The sequence below is a fragment of the Pseudomonadota bacterium genome (assembly GCA_026390555.1).
Lineage (GTDB): Bacteria > Bdellovibrionota_C > UBA2361 > UBA2361 > OMII01 > OMII01.
On the sequence record JAPLFS010000044.1, the window covers coordinates 31,658 to 48,637 of the forward strand.

The 16,980-nt window shown below is 50.5% G+C and carries 13 protein-coding genes; 7 read left to right on the forward strand and 6 right to left on the reverse strand.

Annotated features, from left to right (window positions below; genetic code table 11):
• Positions 1-1,053, reverse strand: coding sequence for a peptidylprolyl isomerase (locus NTV65_06565; GenBank protein MCX6114858.1), 1,053 nt, complete (start codon positions 1,051-1,053; stop codon positions 1-3).
• A 174-nt stretch (positions 1,054-1,227) separates the two neighbouring features.
• Between NTV65_06565 and pdxH the strand changes: the two genes are divergently transcribed.
• The 3 genes from pdxH to NTV65_06580 are packed head-to-tail and all read left to right on the forward strand — an operon-like array spanning position 1,228 to position 4,181.
• On the forward strand, positions 1,228-1,869 hold the full coding sequence (pdxH, locus tag NTV65_06570; GenBank protein MCX6114859.1) for a pyridoxamine 5'-phosphate oxidase: 642 nt from the start codon (positions 1,228-1,230) through the stop codon (positions 1,867-1,869).
• The gene (locus NTV65_06575; protein MCX6114860.1) at positions 1,860-2,705 is read left to right on the forward strand and encodes an NAD-dependent epimerase/dehydratase family protein; all 846 of its coding nucleotides are present in this window, start codon (positions 1,860-1,862) and stop codon (positions 2,703-2,705) included. Before pdxH ends, NTV65_06575 begins: the two co-directional genes overlap by 10 nt.
• A 3-nt stretch (positions 2,706-2,708) precedes the next feature.
• Positions 2,709-4,181, forward strand: a complete 1,473-nt coding sequence (locus NTV65_06580; GenBank protein ID MCX6114861.1) for a class I SAM-dependent methyltransferase — start codon at positions 2,709-2,711, stop codon at positions 4,179-4,181.
• 12 nt (positions 4,182-4,193) lie between these two features.
• Here NTV65_06580 and NTV65_06585 read toward each other — a convergent pair whose 3' ends face one another.
• Both NTV65_06585 and tsaA read right to left on the reverse strand, forming a co-directional pair.
• Positions 4,194-5,939, reverse strand: coding sequence for an ABC transporter ATP-binding protein (locus tag NTV65_06585; protein ID MCX6114862.1), 1,746 nt, complete (start codon positions 5,937-5,939; stop codon positions 4,194-4,196).
• A 407-nt stretch (positions 5,940-6,346) separates the two neighbouring features.
• Complete coding sequence (gene tsaA, locus NTV65_06590) at positions 6,347-7,165, reverse strand: tRNA (N6-threonylcarbamoyladenosine(37)-N6)-methyltransferase TrmO (protein MCX6114863.1); 819 nt, start codon at positions 7,163-7,165, stop codon at positions 6,347-6,349.
• A gap of 81 nt (positions 7,166-7,246) precedes the next feature.
• Here tsaA and NTV65_06595 point away from each other — a divergent pair, with 81 nt between their 5' ends.
• Entirely contained in the window at positions 7,247-7,570 is a 324-nt protein-coding gene (locus NTV65_06595; protein MCX6114864.1) for a hypothetical protein, read from the forward strand.
• Here NTV65_06595 and NTV65_06600 read toward each other — a convergent pair.
• On the reverse strand, positions 7,539-8,408 hold the full coding sequence (locus tag NTV65_06600; protein MCX6114865.1) for an SURF1 family protein: 870 nt from the start codon (positions 8,406-8,408) through the stop codon (positions 7,539-7,541). The genes NTV65_06595 and NTV65_06600 overlap by 32 nt on opposite strands.
• 209 nt (positions 8,409-8,617) lie before the next feature.
• On the opposite strand from NTV65_06600, the gene NTV65_06605 reads away from it, so the two are divergent.
• Together NTV65_06605 and NTV65_06610 are read left to right on the forward strand one after the other, a co-directional pair.
• Positions 8,618-9,607, forward strand: coding sequence for a hypothetical protein (locus tag NTV65_06605; GenBank protein MCX6114866.1), 990 nt, complete (start codon positions 8,618-8,620; stop codon positions 9,605-9,607).
• A gap of 9 nt (positions 9,608-9,616) precedes the next feature.
• Positions 9,617-10,600: a ketoacyl-ACP synthase III gene (locus NTV65_06610; GenBank protein MCX6114867.1), complete on the forward strand. Its 984-nt coding sequence runs from the start codon at positions 9,617-9,619 to the stop codon at positions 10,598-10,600.
• Here NTV65_06610 and NTV65_06615 read toward each other — a convergent pair.
• A complete protein-coding gene (locus NTV65_06615; GenBank protein ID MCX6114868.1) occupies positions 10,593-11,975 on the reverse strand; it encodes an O-antigen ligase family protein in 1,383 nt (460 codons plus the stop codon). The genes NTV65_06610 and NTV65_06615 overlap by 8 nt on opposite strands.
• A gap of 296 nt (positions 11,976-12,271) precedes the next feature.
• Positions 12,272-13,357, reverse strand: a complete 1,086-nt coding sequence (locus NTV65_06620) for a hypothetical protein (GenBank protein MCX6114869.1) — start codon at positions 13,355-13,357, stop codon at positions 12,272-12,274.
• Positions 13,358-13,609: 252 nt separating this feature from the next.
• Here NTV65_06620 and metH point away from each other — a divergent pair.
• Positions 13,610-16,980: methionine synthase (metH, locus tag NTV65_06625; GenBank protein ID MCX6114870.1), on the forward strand; the 3,371-nt coding region annotated here is incomplete at its 3' end.

Here is a 16,980-nt window from a genome sequence, read left to right on the forward strand (position 1 = left end):
TTATTCGCCTAACGGTGCCGCAACTGGATTCCTTAAGGCAGCAAGCTCTGGCACAAGGTATTCAATCTTTGCAGACTTACGGAGCTGGCTGATACGCTCCATTAGTAGTCTATCGTGCGCTTGAGCCATAACAAGGTAGCGCACCTTATCCTTAGATGTTTCGTAGTCAGGGCTGCCAGCAACCTGACGCTCCTCAACTTTAATAATATGGAATCCGTACTCCGATTGTACTGGGTCGCTGATATCACCTACTTTAAGTTCAAAGGCAGCTTGTTCAAATTCGGGTACCATCATGCCGCGCTGAAAGAAGCCGAGATCTCCACCCTCAAGTTTTGTGGCCTCATCGTCCGAACTTTCGCCAGCTAATTGTGCAAAATCAGCCCCTGGAGCAAGCGCCTTAGTGCGAATCTCAGAGATCTTTTTGCGGGCCGCTGCGATCTGTTCCGGTGTTGCTTTAGGATCGATCTTAATTAGGATATGACGGGCCTTAACCATCTCTGGTGTTGCATAGAGGTCGGGATTCTCTGTAAATGATTTTTTAAGGTCAGCCTCAGAAACCGTAAAGTTCTTGAGTATCTCCTGTTCAACGTAGCGTTCAATCAATAGCTTGTTGTTGATATCATCTGAGAATCGTTCCCAGGTGGTGCCATACGAAGAGAGCGTAGTATTAATGCTCTCTCGGCCACCCTGCTCAGCAACTAGTGCGTCAAAGGATTTTTGTAGCTCTGCAGGATCGTAACTTGGAGAGCTCTTGGCGGCCTTGACCAACAGATCCCTATCAATCTTAGAGGCGAGGATTGAGATCTTTAAGTTTATCAGGTTTGCAGGGTCATCCTTGATGGTCTCAACCATAGCTTGAAGCTCCGGTTGCTCAAGCTCGCGGTTAATATCTGCTACTGTAATCTTTTCTCCGTTGAGTGTAGCAACGATGGTGTTAGGATCGTTTAAGAGAGAGCTATTCTGCGCCGAAGAGAGCGGGGTAGCAGCGGCGATATGGATCACAGAGGCAGCGACAATTACGATCGTACAGGCGGCTTTAGATAGGTGCTTCATGGTATGTATCTCTTGGAACGTTAAAGCTAAATAGTTACTAGAGAGTAGTTTTCAATGCCGGGCGAAGCAAGGCTTTTTCCCTTCGAAATATTAGGGTGCAGGGCTCTATCTCTTGTGCAAAGCCAGCAGTTAGGACTAGTTTTATGCATGGCGGATATGTAGGAGGGGAGGAGATTGGACGAACAAATAAAGGCCTTACGCAAGGAGTATAAAAGCGGCACCCTCGATCAGTGGATCGTGGATTCCTCGCCGTATCTGCAGTTTCAGGCTTGGTTCGAAGCAGCGAAGCTCTCTGAGTCATCTGAAGCAAATGCCTGCGCGCTAGCAACCGTAGGCGTTGATCTAAAGCCATCGGTAAGGATGGTACTACTAAAGGGGTTAGACGAGCGGGGCTTTGTTTTCTTCACTAATTACGAGAGTAAAAAAGGGGTGCAGTTAGCGCAGAACTCGCAGGCGGCACTTCTTTTTTATTGGCCCTCCCTGGAGCGGCAGGTACGGATAGAGGGCACCGTAGAGCAGATTAGTGAGCAGGATTCAGACGCATACTTCCAAACGCGACCACGCAATGCCCAGCTGAGCGCCGCAGTATCACAGCAGAGCCGCGTGGCGGACTCCAGGGCCCAGATTGAGGGTGCCTATATAGATCTAGAACTTGCGACCGCAGGGGCTATCCTAGAGCGCCCCACGCAGTGGGGTGGATATCGAACTCTTCCGGCTACCTTTGAGTTCTGGCAGGGCAGGGAGGGTAGGCTACACGATCGAATTTTGTACTCCCTTAGCGCAGGTATCTGGAGGATAGATCGCTTATGGCCATAGAAGCCCCATACATAGCCCTTATGGGTGGGGGGTATACCCTGACTAAGGTAGCCCAGAGGTTAAAACCTGGTAGCTTTGTTATCACCTCGCGCTCTGCTGCGCAGTGCGCCGAGTGGCAAGCGCTGGGATGGGCCTCTCAGAGGCTCTCTCTGGAGGAGAGCGAGAGTGTGGTTAGTTTTTTTAAAGCATATCCGGAGCTCACTGTTCTAGTTGATAGTGTTCCGCCGCTACGAGAAGCAGTTGACCGGACAATGGGTGTAAAACGTGTTGTGCACGCCCTAGCGACCACTAAGATTACGAGGGTAATTTACCTAAGCACTACCGGAGTTTTTGGCGTAAGGGACGGCTCAATAGTTGATGAATCCACGGTGCCTGCGCCCTGGAATCCACAGGGCGAGGCGCGCTATCTCTCAGAGTTGGCGTACCGCAGTAGTGGTAAAATGGTAACCGCCCTAAGGTTGCCAGCGATCTATGGCCCCGGCCGTAGTATGGTAGATTCAGTTATAAACGGCACCTATCGCATGGTTGGAGACGGGGATAGTTGGAGCAACCGAATCCATGTTGAGGATCTAGTTTCGATTATTATTAGCGCAGTAGAAGCTTTGGAGCTTCCAGAGGTTCTGTGCGTTAGCGATGATCATCCCGCTCGAGTAAGGGATGTTCTCTCCTTTATCTGTGCACGGGAGGGGGTGCCGTTTCCCGCTTATATATCAGAGCAGGAGGCGCTGCGCGCAGGATCATATACACGGCTATCTAATCAGATTATAAAAAACGACTTAATGAAAAAGCTACTTGCGATTACTCTACGGTATCCCTCCTATCGTGAGGGGCTATAAGCTATGAAAGCTATCTCATACGATCATAAGCCCTATAAAACCTACGCGCGCAAAGAGTGCGATCCTAACCGCATGGGCGCTATAGCGCGGTTGTATGGAGTTGAAGCGGCCGCTCCTAATAGTTGCCGCTTGCTTGAGATCGGATGTGGAACTGGTGGAAATATTATCCCCCTTGCTGAGCGCTATCCAGGCAGTACCTTTCTCGGAATTGATCTCTCTTTAAGACATATCACAGAGGCCCGGCAGGTAACGGAATTACTCGGTTTGAAAAATATTGAATGGATCTGTGCTGACATTAAAGAGTACCGCCCTGAGCGTGCAGGCTTTGATTATATCGTTGCACACGGCATCTACTCCTGGATTTCAGATGAGCTACAGGGCAAGCTACTTGAGCTATGCAGTAGCGCCCTCTCTAAGAGCGGCGTGGCATTTGTAAGTTACAACGTACTTCCCGGCTGGAGACAGCGGGGCGCTGTAAGAGATGTAATGATGTTCGGCGCTAGTATCGCCGGGGGGCTCGACCCGGATGAGCAGCTCCGAGGGGGGCTTAAATTCCTTGAGCTTGTAGCTTCAACCCGTAACGATCCGAACGACCCCTACGGCAGCTACCTACAAGAGGCCCTCTGCCGTCTTAAGGGCTCTGAGAGCTCGTACCTGATGCATGAGTTCCTTGCAGAGTATAATTTACCCTGTCTCTTCTCTGATTTTATAAAACGCGCCGAGGGGGCGGGCGTACAGTTTCTTTCAGAGGCGCGGGTCTCGCTTATGTCGAGCGACGATCTAGGTCCAGATGTCGCCGATTTTTTTAGGGAGATAAGCTCAGATATTATCGCGCGCGAACAGGCCCTCGATATCTTTAGAAATAGGACGTTTAGAGAGAGCCTACTCTGTCATACGGGGCAGAGCTTGCAGCGCGATCTTAAAGCTAGCGTCTTTAGGCAGCTCTTCTTTAGCACAACCTACAGGCAAATAGGCGCTAATGGTGCTAACGAGAGCCGCTTTGTGGAGCTCGTTTCAGGGAGAGAGGTGCAAACTCCTTCTGGAATAATAGCGGAGATCCTGGGGGTTGTTGGAACTTATGGTAGTGTGGGCGCTACTCCAGAGGAGATTAGATTAAAAGCCGTTGCCGATCTTTCTGCAACATTAAACGAGGCCGATATTATAAGCTCCCTGGTAAGCCTATGGCGTTCCGGATTTATTGAGGTAACGTGCGATCGCCCTTTACTGGCGCTAGCCAGTGTAGGTAAGCCACGCGCACCTGAATACTCCCGCATGCAAGCACAGACCGGCGAGCTCGCCACATCACTAAGACACGAAGCACTGCAGCTCTCCCCTATCGAGCGCGAGATAATTATCCGCAGTAACGGCGAACAGGAGGCTACGGCAATTATTAACGAGCTCTCACGCGATCATCCCCGCGACACCGTTAAAGCCGCCTACGACCGGCTTGTTCAGCTTGGATTCCTACTCCTATAACTGCAAGCACTCCTAACCAACAGCTTCAATGGACTTGGCCGAATTAGCGTAGCGCTCCCACAAGCGAGAGAACTCTCCTTTCTTGCGCAGTAGCTCCATAAGTGATCCGCTCTCAGTAATCCTACCCTGCTCCATAACGATTATCTCGTCAAAGAGATCTAGTAGGTTAAACTTATGCACAGCCGATATAATTATGCGTGCGCCAAAGTGCTTTAGGATCGTTTCATAGATACGCCTTTCGTTCACGATATCAACGCTACTAGTTGATTCATCCAGTAAAACGATCTCGGAGTCCCGGTCTGCTGCAAAAAATATCCCCCTTGCTAGTGCAAGGCGCTGCTTCTCGCCCCCACTTAAGGAGACCCCCTTCTCTGCGATATTGGTCTCAAGCCCACGGGGCAAGCGCTCCAGCACGTTCGAGAACTGCGCCATAGAGAGCGCCCTATATACTGCCTCCGGCTCCTGTGGGATCAGGGTCGTATGGTGGGTAATTGCGGCCAGTCCCTCTGGCTGTAGCTCGCCGTCACAGATCACCGTGCCGTTGCTTGGCTGCTGTAACCCACGCAGAATAGCTAGCAGGGTTGATTTTCCGCTACCACTCTCTCCTACGATTGCGTAGCTCCTACCTTGAGTAAGCTTGAGATCCACACCGAAGAGACCGGCTGTTATACGGCCCTCACCCTGGTGCTGAAAGCAAACGTTATTTAGCTCAATGCTACGCCAGTCGTTCGGCAATTTAAGGAGTGCTGTGGGCCCCACCTCACGCAGGTGATCTGTGTGGATGTACTCTACAGCACGCAGCTTTGCGGCCGACTGCACGTAGTTTCCGTAGTGCGAGGTAAAGCTAAAAAAAGCCTGACCGATCGTTGATAGATACTCGTTAAGGGCATAGAGCGTTCCTATCTCTATTATCGCCTTGGTCTTAAAGACTGAGATGATGTAACACAGGAGCACCACAGCCCTCATCAGATCGATAAGTAAGCTGGCGCTAAACCACTTACTCTCCTGCATAACAGAGGTCCGTAGCGCAAGTGGGCGTATACGATCCATCTTGGCGTTTACCTCGCGCACCACACGATCCTCAAGTCTAAGGCTGATGACCGTAGTAATGTTAGTTAGGTAGTCCTGCACTGCGGCGGCAACCTTGCTTATCTTGCTGTTCGACTCGTCGTAGAGCGGGATTAACCACCTATCAAAGAGCAATATAGCAACGAGTATGACGCAGGTTGCTATGCCGATATAAAATCCAGCCACAGGCATAAAGAGGCTCAACATTATTATCGCGCCAACGTAGCGTGTAATAAGACCGAGTGCCTCAAAGCTCCCCTCGGCAAAGCTCCCGAGCGCAGCACTGGCGCGGGTAATACGGTCTATAGTCTCGCCGGAGTGGTGCGCCTTATGCCACGAGAGCGGCAGCTGCGAGACCTTTGTAAGGAGCTCTGATTGCAGATTTCTGCGAATACAGAACGCGCTCACCAATTCAATAACCCGGCTTGGTCCGTGAAAACACCATCCGATAACTCCCATAGTAACCATGGCGGCGAGTAGCCAGGCGCACTCTGCAAGTTGGCCAGCATATGCGGCGGCCTGTGCCGCGTTCATAAAACGAGCGATAATAAGGGGGGTCGAAAGCCAGAAGCCCATCGAGATGACTGAGAGTGTCAGGTGCAGCACTATCTGCGGGCGACGCCCTGCGCCACTACGCCACATCATGCATGCTAGGTATATCAGGGGATTTTTTAGTAACTTATCTTTCATACTGTTCTCTGTAATATTGAGCTTAGCGTGCCCCACGCATAGCGCAGAGCGGCCACAATTAGATTGGAAAAGCGGCGCGACACCCTTTCTGGGTGCTGGTAGAGCTTCTTGTATTGTTTATACGGAGGAAGTTTTGCCAGCCCAGAAAGGGTTGGCAACGCTGAGGCCAACCCTAATGCGATACGTAGGAGCTATCGAACGCAGCAGTGACTGCGTCCAAAATTCCTAGATCGATTATGTTCTCAAGCATTCTCATTTGAAGGATCTCCAAAGGTTAGTTTGTTAACTCTATAGAGCAGCTCTGCGGTAGTCAAACATAAAATGGAGCGATGATTCAGAAAAGGATTCAGAAGCCGCCAGCGTTTGAAGGGGGCGGAGAGTTTCTAGTAAGATCACGCAGTTCGGCGCTAATCTGGCCAGATAGCCTTAAAAGCTATCTGAGCATCCTGATCGTTAATCTCAGTGTTGGGCCCCGCTAGAAGGAGGTGATCCGGATATCCGGGTGAAATAAAGATAACCACTACCTCTAATTCTTTAACAGAAAAGATGATTCTCCAAGGACCGCATCCCATCTGAAGGAGTTCTTCGCTCCACCTCCGAATCCTTCTTGTGCGGTGAATACTTGGATCGCGTTGCAACACCTCAGCAGCTTTCTCAATGAAATCTACCCCACAGCTATTTCTAAGCCATTCGAGCTGCGTAGATGCCAGGGGTGAATAGCTGATTGAATATTTGGGTGGCTGCAAGAGCTGCTCCTCAACCTTTGCAAGCCATCCGAGGGAGGCCTCAGGAAAGGCATCCACCGTTGCAATGTAAGGCTTAATGTCGAGGATCGGTGTGCCATCAACGAGGTCTGTATTTCCAACGATAAGATTTAACCTCTCAATTCCTAGGAGCGGTACGGAGGTAATTCCGATCGGATTCGGTCGGTGCGGAGAGCGGGTCGCAAACACCCCGCGCTTTATCGCCTCTCCCCGTGGAGGAAGAACGAGGGGACGCCAGGTTGAATTTCTATGAAACCACCAAACGAGCCAGATCCTATCGAACTCAGCTAAGTTTCTCAGCGCAACGTGAAAGCCGTGGCCTGGATAAAGCTGAATAATATTTCTCTCCTCCTCTGAGTTCTTGGGTTGGTGAGGAGAGTCAAATTTAGTCCGCATCTTGGTGCGGATAACACCGATAGGCTGTAATGATAGGGTCGGGAGCGTAGGTACTGGCTGTGTCATAATATTAGGGGCATAATGTTATGTTGGAAGCATATTTACTAGATCGGCAGATATGGGGGCATATACTTATAGAAAGCCCCTATGTCAGCACAGCAGATATCAAATATAACCAAGGCCATTAATAGGTTAGATGCCGCCGTAGAGTCAGCCACAAGCTCACTTGGAACGGTATTACAGGGTGGTCAGGCTCTTACAGATCGAATGCTATCGTACAAAGAGGTAGTACGCCGCCAACGTATCCTGCTAGAGATGTTTTCAAAGGCTACCCTTTACGGCGAGGCGCTAGAGGCGGCTCGTCTTATAAGGCTCGTTCACGATGCCTCAATCATGATTAAACTCGATGCACACCATATCCTAAGCTCGCTCAGAGATCTTAAAGCGATGCATTCCTCTGTGACGTTTTAGATGTGCCGGGTCTCTTAAATTGCATAATCAAGCCAATTGAGATCGTTAGCAGCGCCATAAAGGCCCACTCATAAACATAGCCTAGATGTATATCCGGCGGTGGCGTTGTATCGAAGGTTGGAATCGGATAAGCGGCATCCGGAGAGTCCATTCCAAAGTTCTCTACATTAGACTTTCCGCTTAAATTCAAGATATCGTCCCGTCCAGCATCGCCCTTGCGTACGATCTTTGACACCAGTAGCGGATCGTTTGGGTTCTCCATCGTTTCTAGATAGACTGGAAGCAGCTCGTAGGGGAGCTGCTTCTTAATATTTGGAATATCAATTCTAAGCCATCCATCAACCCAGGGCTTGCCAGGAGCAACCTCAGGATCCTGCGGCGCAAAGAGCTTCTGTGGCATCGACCCCTTAATAAGCGCAAAGATCTCCGTGTGCTCGGGGTGTTGATATATTAGGCGTTGCTCGGCTTCTTCCCGTCCAAGTGGAAGGAAGCCGCGATCCACTAACACATAAAGCTCGCCAGGCCCGTCAAGTTTTAGAGGGGTGATAACATGGCTACCGGCACGCTTATTAAGGCTACGATTACGTAGCAGGATCTCGTGCTTAAAATCGAAAGTTCCGGAGAGACTTACCCGCCTAAAGGTAAGGTTAGCCCAATCCGGTTTCTGATTAACAAGCTCTCTAAGCGGAATCGGCTCAAGAAGCAGGATCCGTTCGAGCTCTTGTATCAGCTCCTGCTTCTGGAGGTGCCGCCCCCATTGCCAGATAGATAGGCTAGTCATGCCGGTAGCGAGGACTAGGCAGCTAATTGTAACTTTTAAGGAGAATCTGAAGTTCATGTCTAACAATGGTACGCTCCATATGCAGTACTGACCAGAGCGTGTAGCCTCTTAGGAGTTGCGCGGAGCTAAAAAGTTTTTATAACCCATTGATTTTAGGTTGTTAAGCGGGTTTTACTCTCCATAACCTAGAGTGCTATTATCGCTAAAATTAAAGCGGACGATAGAGCCGCTTAGATAGTTATATCCATGTTCAAAGAGCTGCTGAGATGTTTATAGTAGGTGCAGGTGCTGCGTATCCGAACGAACTATTATCGGATGAACTGCTCGCTTCATTGGGACTTAACCCGAACGAAGCTGAGAGGCGGATACTTGATCGTTTCGGAGTTCGTAGTCGGCGCACATCCCTTCCACTCGATTATATTAAAAATACCAGGAACGTAGAGATCCTAGAGGCGCGCGCAGTTGCAACCGCTACCCCAACCTCGCTCGGTATTGAAGCTGCTCGACAGGCGATGGAGCGGGCCGGGATCGCACCCGAACAGCTCGGGCTAATTATCGCAGATACCGCGACTCCCTATCAGACCTGCCCCTCCGAGGCCCAGAGAATAGGTGGAGGGCTCGGGCTAAAGGTTCCAGCGTTTGATGTTATCGGTGGTATTGGTGCACTTTCGCTTCATATTGAGATGCTCTCCTCTTGGAAACCTGAACGGGTGCCAGATTACGTACTCTGCGTTTCAACGAACACGCCCACACAACAGGTTGATTTCTCAGGGCCCGTGCTTCCTGCGTATTTATTCGGCGATGCTGCCGCAGCGTTCGTTATATCTACAAGGCATCAAGGGAAGCTTCAGGCACAAAATTTCTATCTTGGTAGAGATGGTCGTTTTAAATCGGCTATCACTGTGCAACGTTCGATCTCTTTGGCGTGCGAGCACATGATCTCTTATGGGGAGCTGGGTGAGATAGTAGCGCAGGGATTTAAGAAACTCTCAGTTTCAGTTGATATGCCTAGCCGCGCACCATATCTTGTTGCTCCACAGCTCTTCGGAGGTGATATGCGCCGCTGCGGAGCAAAGTTTAATATTCCATCCGAAAGGCTTCTAAGCTCAACGTTACAGGGGGGCTATGCTCTAGGGGCTAGTGCCGGAGTAGCTGTTACATCACTTTGGGACACCCTGCAGGCCGGCGAGAAGATCGTTATTTTGCACGGCGGGGATGGCCTGCTGAGTGGTGGTATTTTATCGGTATCTTTCTAGGAGAGTAACATGCTGCACATTCTGGGCATGGGAGTATGCCACCCGAAGGTCTCTATAGATAATCACTTTCTTGAAGCGCTAGATATCGGCACCACTGCGCAGTGGATTGAGGAGAAGATCGGCATTCTGGAGCGAGTTACGACGTTGCCCCTTGAGTATATCAAGACAACACGCAATCAGGACCCACGCATGGCGCTTGAGGTTGCCTCGATGACCGCAACCGATATGGGGGTAAAGGCGGCAGAGGCCGCTCTTGCTCAGGCGGGCATTACCGCCAAAGATATCGGGCTACTGATCGTTAACGGCTGTTCGCCGAGGCAGACCATTCCGAGTGAAGCAACGCGCATCGCTGAACGCCTTGATTGTCCAGCAGTTGCCTTTGATGTCTATACAGCCTGCCCAGCGTTTGCGCTTCACATCGATTTTTTAAAAAGCTACAACGAGAGTGCACTACCGGAATTTGTGCTCTGTATATCAACGGCAGCCATGACCGTGCATGTGGACTATAACGATCGCTCAGATGGTGCAATCTGGGGCGACGGCGCCGCTGCTTGGGTCGTTTCGCTGCGACACCCCGGTAAATTAGAGATTATTGATTCGACCTTTACCGCCGATCCAACTCGTTGCAAGGCGGTTACCGTCGATAGCTATGGGTTCTTTAGGCAGGATGGGCGCGCGGTTCGAGATTTTTCCGTTCGTCAGACGGTGCGTCTTGTTAAAGCGATTGAAGAGAAGCACCCGATCGATTGGCAACGTGATATCTTTATCGGCCACCAGGCTAATCGTACCATGCTAGAACAGATCGCAAGAAATCGTGAGATTCCTGACCTTAATCATTGGCATAACGTTACATACCTAGGCAATCAGGCTGGGGCTGGAGCGCCCTCTACCCTCTCGATGAATTGGGATAAGATCACACCTGGCCAGCATATCGTGGTTGCGGTTGTTGGAGCGGGGCTCTCGTGGGGCTCTATAGTTATGAGAGCTAGGTAGTAGGAGTAGGAGCGGGCTGTAACGCAGACCGCCGGCGAGAGTAGAGTAAGCTGCCGAGCAGCATCCACACCAGAATCAGTATCTCGCTATCCCCGACATTATACTCAACTAGTCCAGCGACCTGCCATGAGATGATTGCACAGCCGGTAGCAACAAATAGGATCTGACGCCGATCGGTAAAGCACGTCCTGAGAAGCCCGTAGATAAACCAGATAAAGAGCCCTGCGCCGATCCAGCCTGTCTCTGCCACGATATTGAGCAGGTTGTTATGGAAATGTTTAAGTTCTTGCGGGATCTCTGGAGCGAGCGCTCTAATAATACCGCTATTATGGTAGCCAATTCCCATCGGATATTCGGCCACCAGATCGGCTGCAATTCTCCAAATCGTGCTGCGACCACCAGAGATCGTAAAGTGCTCATATGAAGCAGCTAGGCGGTCTCTGATCGGAGCTATGATGGCAACGATTACGATCGTTGTTGCGATAAGAACTGCTAGCGCCCTGCGCGCATACCAGGCAAAAAAGAGCACAACACCCGATAGCACACCAAGCCACGGCCCGCGCTTTAGATTAACCAAAAGCGCACACACAAGTAGGGGTAGTTGAAGAGCGCTGAGTAGGGCGATCCTTTGCGCTGTTCCACGAGCGATAAGGGAGGTACGCACCGAGAGCGCGGCAAGGAGAAATGTAGCGATACCTAAGCTGCATGTGATAGCTGGTGTAAATCCAGCCTCGTTACGAAACCCGATAGCCGTGAAAAGGATCGCAAGAAAAGCACCAATGATAGCGCGCTGCGCTGAAAATCTTCTCGTAGCCCCAATAGATACGAAGTACCAGAGCAGCCCCGTTGCAAGAGGGATAGTAAGTGCGAGTTGCCCTGACTCCGTTACCTTTCCCAGGAATAAGCGTGGCAGGGCGTCAGGAAAGGTCGCCTCAAAAAATGAATGAAGCGCCGCCAGCGATTGTCCGGCAATCATTGCCGCCGACGTCTGCAGGAGCGGAGCATTTTGCAGAAAGATCATAATAGTGCATGCAAAAAAGACTAGTGAGATTAGCGAGGGCAGGCTATCGATAAGGCTAATGCCCAGAATTGAGGAGCAGGTGATAGTAAGAAAGAGAAGCCCGAGCGGAACTAAGATCCTTCTTTCATCTGAGGTTAGTTTAAGGGTGTGTGGGTTAACGAACGCCGAAACAAGGCAGATAAGGATTAACGGCACAAGAATAATATAGGCTAGGGAGAGTTTAAGTGGAATTAGAAAGGCCGCAAGCGGGCAGCCTATAGAGAATATAGTTAAACGGGGAGTTGAATCGAAGATCGATAACGATGGTGTTTGAATCGCGATCCGTTCCTGACTAGGTGCGTGGTGCTTTGTCATGCGCTAACTATCTTGGAGGATCTGCCTTTTGCTAGCTCTGGCGTTGCGAGTTGGTAACTAGTCAGCATATTTCAGAAATATTCGCATACGGTAATGACACTCAATAGCCCCTAAGGGGCCGATTTGCGGAGCAAATCGGGGGTGAAAACATTAACTGGTCACAAAATATGCCGTCCCCGATTAGGGGACGACCAATCGAATTACCTATGAAACTTCGCGTTAATCTCAATAGCTTGAATCGCAACATTAAACTACGGTGACCAGTTACGCGAGTTGAGTGCAGGCCAATCAAGCCCTTATTGCGCTATCGATTGAGCTCCCTCGTCCTCCTGTTGATTAAACTCCTCCTGAATCTTCTTAGCAAGTTTGACGGCTTCCTCTGACTTGTTACGGGCGATCACCGATGAGGTTAGCTCCATAAGTCCATCCTCTAAGTTAATGTGGTCGATAGCATCCTTAACTAGCGCGCCATCGGTCGCTGGATTAGGTGAGTTTTCAAGCTCATCGAATACTATTCTAAGTCCAGGAATACCCGCGTTCATAGCTGACTTTACCCACAGGTGTGAGTATGCATTGCGCCGCTCAATAAGCTCTTGAACGTAAGGAAGAGCCTCCTCATCAGGAATAAGCTCAGCAGGTCCGATACCGCTTGCATAATAGCCATCCGGGTCTCCGCGCTCCTCAACATGCTTGCTTAGTAGCTCGACGGCCGTGAGGGTTCCCTGATTCGTTATTGCAGCAACTGATGCCTCACGTAGGGTGTCGTTTGGTGAGACCATCTGATTGGCGAGGTACTTGGTAATTTCAACGTCACCAAGGGCTAGCTCAATAGCCTCAGCATAAATGTCCGCCTCCTCATTTGTGCGCGCCATCTTAATCGATTCTACGAGGGTCTCTATGTTTTCAGGACGACCGCTGATTGCGAGGATCTCAGCAAGGTAAGCACGTTGCTCCTGTGATGTTGCTGGATTGGTCGCCTTCTCTCGAACTGAGGTATAGAACTCTGCGCACCAGGAGCACTCTGCTCCTGGCAGGGTAAACTGTTCAAGGATAGAGTCATTATAGTCCTTGCTTCCATTTAGTACGGCAGCCAGAGCCTCCTCGGCTGATGCATAGGCTTCTGTAGCGGATCTGACCTCTTCAACAGTTTGGGTCTGATCAGTCTGTAGCTGTCCTGCAAGAGGAGCATCTCCTGGCTCTGAGTTACTATCGTTAAGGGCTGTTTTTTGTAGGCCGGGCTGAGTTGTTGAAGCAGAGCTCTCTGTGAGCGTAGATCCCTGAGCACCTGGAGAGGGGGTGAGGCCATCTTCCTGCTTAGAGCGTAAAACCAAAAAACTGGCGACAATAGCAACAAGAACGACGAGTGATATTAGCTTCTTCATAGCTCAACCCTTACTGAACAGATTACAGGATCTTTGAGGACCCTTACGCATACTTAATTAGTTTGGCGTAGATGCTACTATAAAGGAAAGATAGGGGGGAGGGAAAGCCGATATTACATCCTATTTCTCTTGCTATTACATTGGTATGGCTAGACTTTTACTGGAATAGCCCCCTAAAATGGCAACTATTAACCTCACCCCCCTGTATTGAAAGCTGAGGAAAGCGATGGCGCAGGATTTAGGAGCGATATAATGCCGATTAAGGATCCATTCTTACGACGACTGCGAGAGAAGGTTATTATCGCCGATGGTGCCATGGGCACTATGATCCAGCTAGCCGATCCAAGCCCAGATGATTTTGGTGGGCTTGATGGTTGTAATGAATACCTGATCTGCAAGCGGCCCGACATTATCAGGTCAATCCATACGAAGTATCTTGAGGCTGGTGCTGATCTAGTTGAAACCAACACCTTCGGCTCTGCGCGGCTCGTACTAGCCGAGTACGATATCGGAGAGCAGGCGTACGAGATCTCAAAGCTTAATGCGGCAGCAGCTAGGGCTGCTGTTAATGAGTTCTCCTCAACAGCATGGCCCCGCTTTGTTTCGGGCTCCATCGGGCCAGGAACTAAACTACCAACCCTTGGACATATCTCATTTGATGATATGTTTGAGTCGTACCTGCCCCAGATGATAGGCCTCCTTGATGGCGGTGTTGATCTGTTTCAGATCGAAACGTGTCAGGACCTACTACAGGTAAAATGCGCAGTATCTGCGGCGGTCGAGGCTATGAAACGGTGTAAGCGCCGAGTACCTATCTGCGTCACCATTACCATAGAAACAACAGGAACGATGCTTGTTGGTTCAGAGGTTGCCGCTGCCCTGGTAGTGCTCGAAAGCTTGCCGGTCGATATGATCGGATTTAACTGCGCTACCGGACCCGATATGATGCAGGAGAACGTTCGCTACCTCTGCGCATCTGGTAGGTTCCCTGTGGCGGTAATTCCGAACGCCGGACTGCCCCGTAACGATGGTGGCAGGGCCGTCTACGATCTCTCTCCAGAGGTCTTGGCTGATTACCACGAGGTCTTCGTTAAGGACTTCGGAGCGGCGATGGTAGGTGGTTGCTGCGGCACAACACCGGCACATATTAAAGCGCTCTATGATCGGGTTGGAAGCCTAGCTCCAAAGCCACCGCAGGGCCGGCTTGAACCGCATGTAACTTCAAATTATATGGCTGTGGCGCTCGATCAGCCCGGTAGCTCTCCGCTAATTATCGGAGAACGGTGCAACTCAAACGGCTCTAAGCTCTTTAAGGAGCACCTTCTGGCAGAGAACTGGGAGGCGATCGTAGAGATGGGTCGACGCGAGGTCGAGGAGGGGGCGCACGTACTTGATATATGCACCGCCTACGTTGGTCGTAACGAAGTAAAAGACATGACCGAGATCGTTTCGCGCTTCGTTGGACAGGTAACGGCGCCGCTAACGATCGATTCAACGCAGCTTGATGTGCTCGAAGTAGCGCTTAAGCTAATCGGTGGGCGCGCGATCATTAACTCAATTAATCTTGAGGATGGCGAGGATAAGTTCGACAAGATCTGTGACCTTGCTAATCGTTTCGGTGCGGCGCTTATAGCCCTAACTATCGATGAAGAGGGTATGGCGAAAACAGCCGAGAGGAAGCTCTCCGTTGCAGAACGTATCTATAGCCTCTGTACGGAGCGGCACGGCATTCCGGGTGAGGCGCTGATCTTTGATCCGCTCACATTTACGCTCGGGTCCGGTGATGAGGATAGTAGAAAGGCTGGAATAGAGACTTTAAACGGAATTCGCTTGATTAAGGAGCGCTTTCCGAACGTTCGTACTGTCCTAGGATTATCGAATATCTCGTTTGGACTTAAGCCCTTCCCCAGACAGATCCTTAACTCGGTATTTCTGGCGGAGGCTATTAAGCAGGGGCTTGATGCAGCCATCGTTCATCAGGGCAAGATCCTGCCGATGCATAAAATCCCGGCTGAGATACTCCAAATTACCCTTGATATTATCTACGATCGCCGAACAGAGGGATACGATCCGCTCTTTGTATTTCTCGAAAAGCTACAGGGCGCGGTTGCCGAGAAGAATCAGGAGGTAGCGGTTGATGGGCCGATAGAAGAGCGGCTTAAAAATGCTATTATCGACGGGCGCAAGCAGGGGATCGATCTGCTGCTAAATACAGCGCTTGAGAGCTACACAGCCCTTGAGATCGTCAACAAAATACTGCTCGATGGTATGAAGGTTGTGGGAGATCTCTTCGGTCGGGGTGATATGCAGCTGCCCTTCGTTCTGCAATCAGCCGAGACGATGAAGAAAGCGGTTGCGCACCTTGAGCAGTTCATGGAGAAGAGCGGCGATAACTCTAAGGGCTGCATGGTTATAGCAACGGTCAAGGGTGACGTGCACGATATAGGCAAGAACCTAGTTGATATTATCCTCAGCAATAACGGCTATAAGGTTGTTAATCTAGGCATTAAGCAACCCCTTGAATCGATTCTAGCTGCCTCAGCTGAGCACAAACCTGACGCCATCGGTATGTCGGGGCTCCTGGTTAAATCAACGCTCGTTATGAAGGAAAACCTTGAGGAGATGAGCCGCAGGGGGATCTCAACTCCGGTCATCTGCGGAGGCGCGGCGCTTAATCGCGCTTATGTTGAGGTTGATCTGAGTGCTGCATACACCACGGGACGGGTTTTTTACGGCGCGGACGCCTTTACCGGACTCAAGCTGATGGATGAGCTAACCGGACGGGTTGCAGAGAAAGTGCTAACGGCCGATATCGATCATACCCGTGAGCGCAAAGGGGAGATGCGCGTTGAGCGCGAGGAGCGCGTTGCCATTAAAGCTGAGGAGTATGTCGATACAAACACCCCGCAGGTTTTGAATATTCCCAAACCGCCCTTCTGGGGTGTGCGGTATGTGGAACGCTCTGATATTAACCTTCGGGAGCTATTTGCTTTTATCAATAAAAAGGCGCTCTACGCGAATCAGTGGATGTATCGGCGCGGCAACCGCTCAACTAAGGAGTACAAGGAGTTTATCCAAAGCCATGTAGATCCGCTCTTTTATCAGTGGTGTGAGCGGGCTCTAGAGCGTGATTGGATTCAGCCACGGGCTGTTTATGGATATTTCCCCTGTAACAGCGAGAGGAACGAGCTTATCATCTATAAGCCCGATGATCATTCAAAGGAGCACTGCCGCATTAAATTCCCTAGACAGATTAGCGATAAACGACGGTGTATTGCGGACTTCTTCCTGCCGCTATCATCGGGACGCCAAGATGTAGTTGCCTTTCACGTTGTAACATCGGGGGCGCTAGCTTCGGAGAAGTGTGCAGAGCTTTTTGCTGCTGACCTGTACACCGACTACCTGCATTTTTACGGACTCTCGGTTGAAACGGCAGAAGCCTTGGCCGAGTTCTGGCACCGTCATATTCGACATGAGCTCGGTATTGCAGGCGAGGATGCCGCTACTATCGAGGCGCTCTTTAGGCAGACCTATCACGGGGAGCGCTATAGCTTTGGCTATCCAGCCTGTCCGAACCTTGAGGATCAAAAATATATCTTTGAGCTGCTTAAGCCTGAAAATAT

Coding starts and splice junctions, on each gene's coding strand:
- NTV65_06580 (MCX6114861.1), top strand. CDS start 2,709: ATGAAAGCTATCTCATACGATCATAAGCCCTATAAAACCTACGCGCGC.
- NTV65_06605 (MCX6114866.1), top strand. CDS start 8,618: ATGTTTATAGTAGGTGCAGGTGCTGCGTATCCGAACGAACTATTATCG.
- NTV65_06600 (MCX6114865.1), bottom strand. CDS start 8,408: ATGAACTTCAGATTCTCCTTAAAAGTTACAATTAGCTGCCTAGTCCTC.
- NTV65_06620 (MCX6114869.1), bottom strand. CDS start 13,357: ATGAAGAAGCTAATATCACTCGTCGTTCTTGTTGCTATTGTCGCCAGT.
- NTV65_06610 (MCX6114867.1), top strand. CDS start 9,617: ATGCTGCACATTCTGGGCATGGGAGTATGCCACCCGAAGGTCTCTATA.
- NTV65_06595 (MCX6114864.1), top strand. CDS start 7,247: ATGTCAGCACAGCAGATATCAAATATAACCAAGGCCATTAATAGGTTA.
- NTV65_06615 (MCX6114868.1), bottom strand. CDS start 11,975: ATGACAAAGCACCACGCACCTAGTCAGGAACGGATCGCGATTCAAACA.
- NTV65_06575 (MCX6114860.1), top strand. CDS start 1,860: ATGGCCATAGAAGCCCCATACATAGCCCTTATGGGTGGGGGGTATACC.
- tsaA (MCX6114863.1), bottom strand. CDS start 7,165: ATGACACAGCCAGTACCTACGCTCCCGACCCTATCATTACAGCCTATC.
- NTV65_06585 (MCX6114862.1), bottom strand. CDS start 5,939: ATGAAAGATAAGTTACTAAAAAATCCCCTGATATACCTAGCATGCATG.
- NTV65_06565 (MCX6114858.1), bottom strand. CDS start 1,053: ATGAAGCACCTATCTAAAGCCGCCTGTACGATCGTAATTGTCGCTGCC.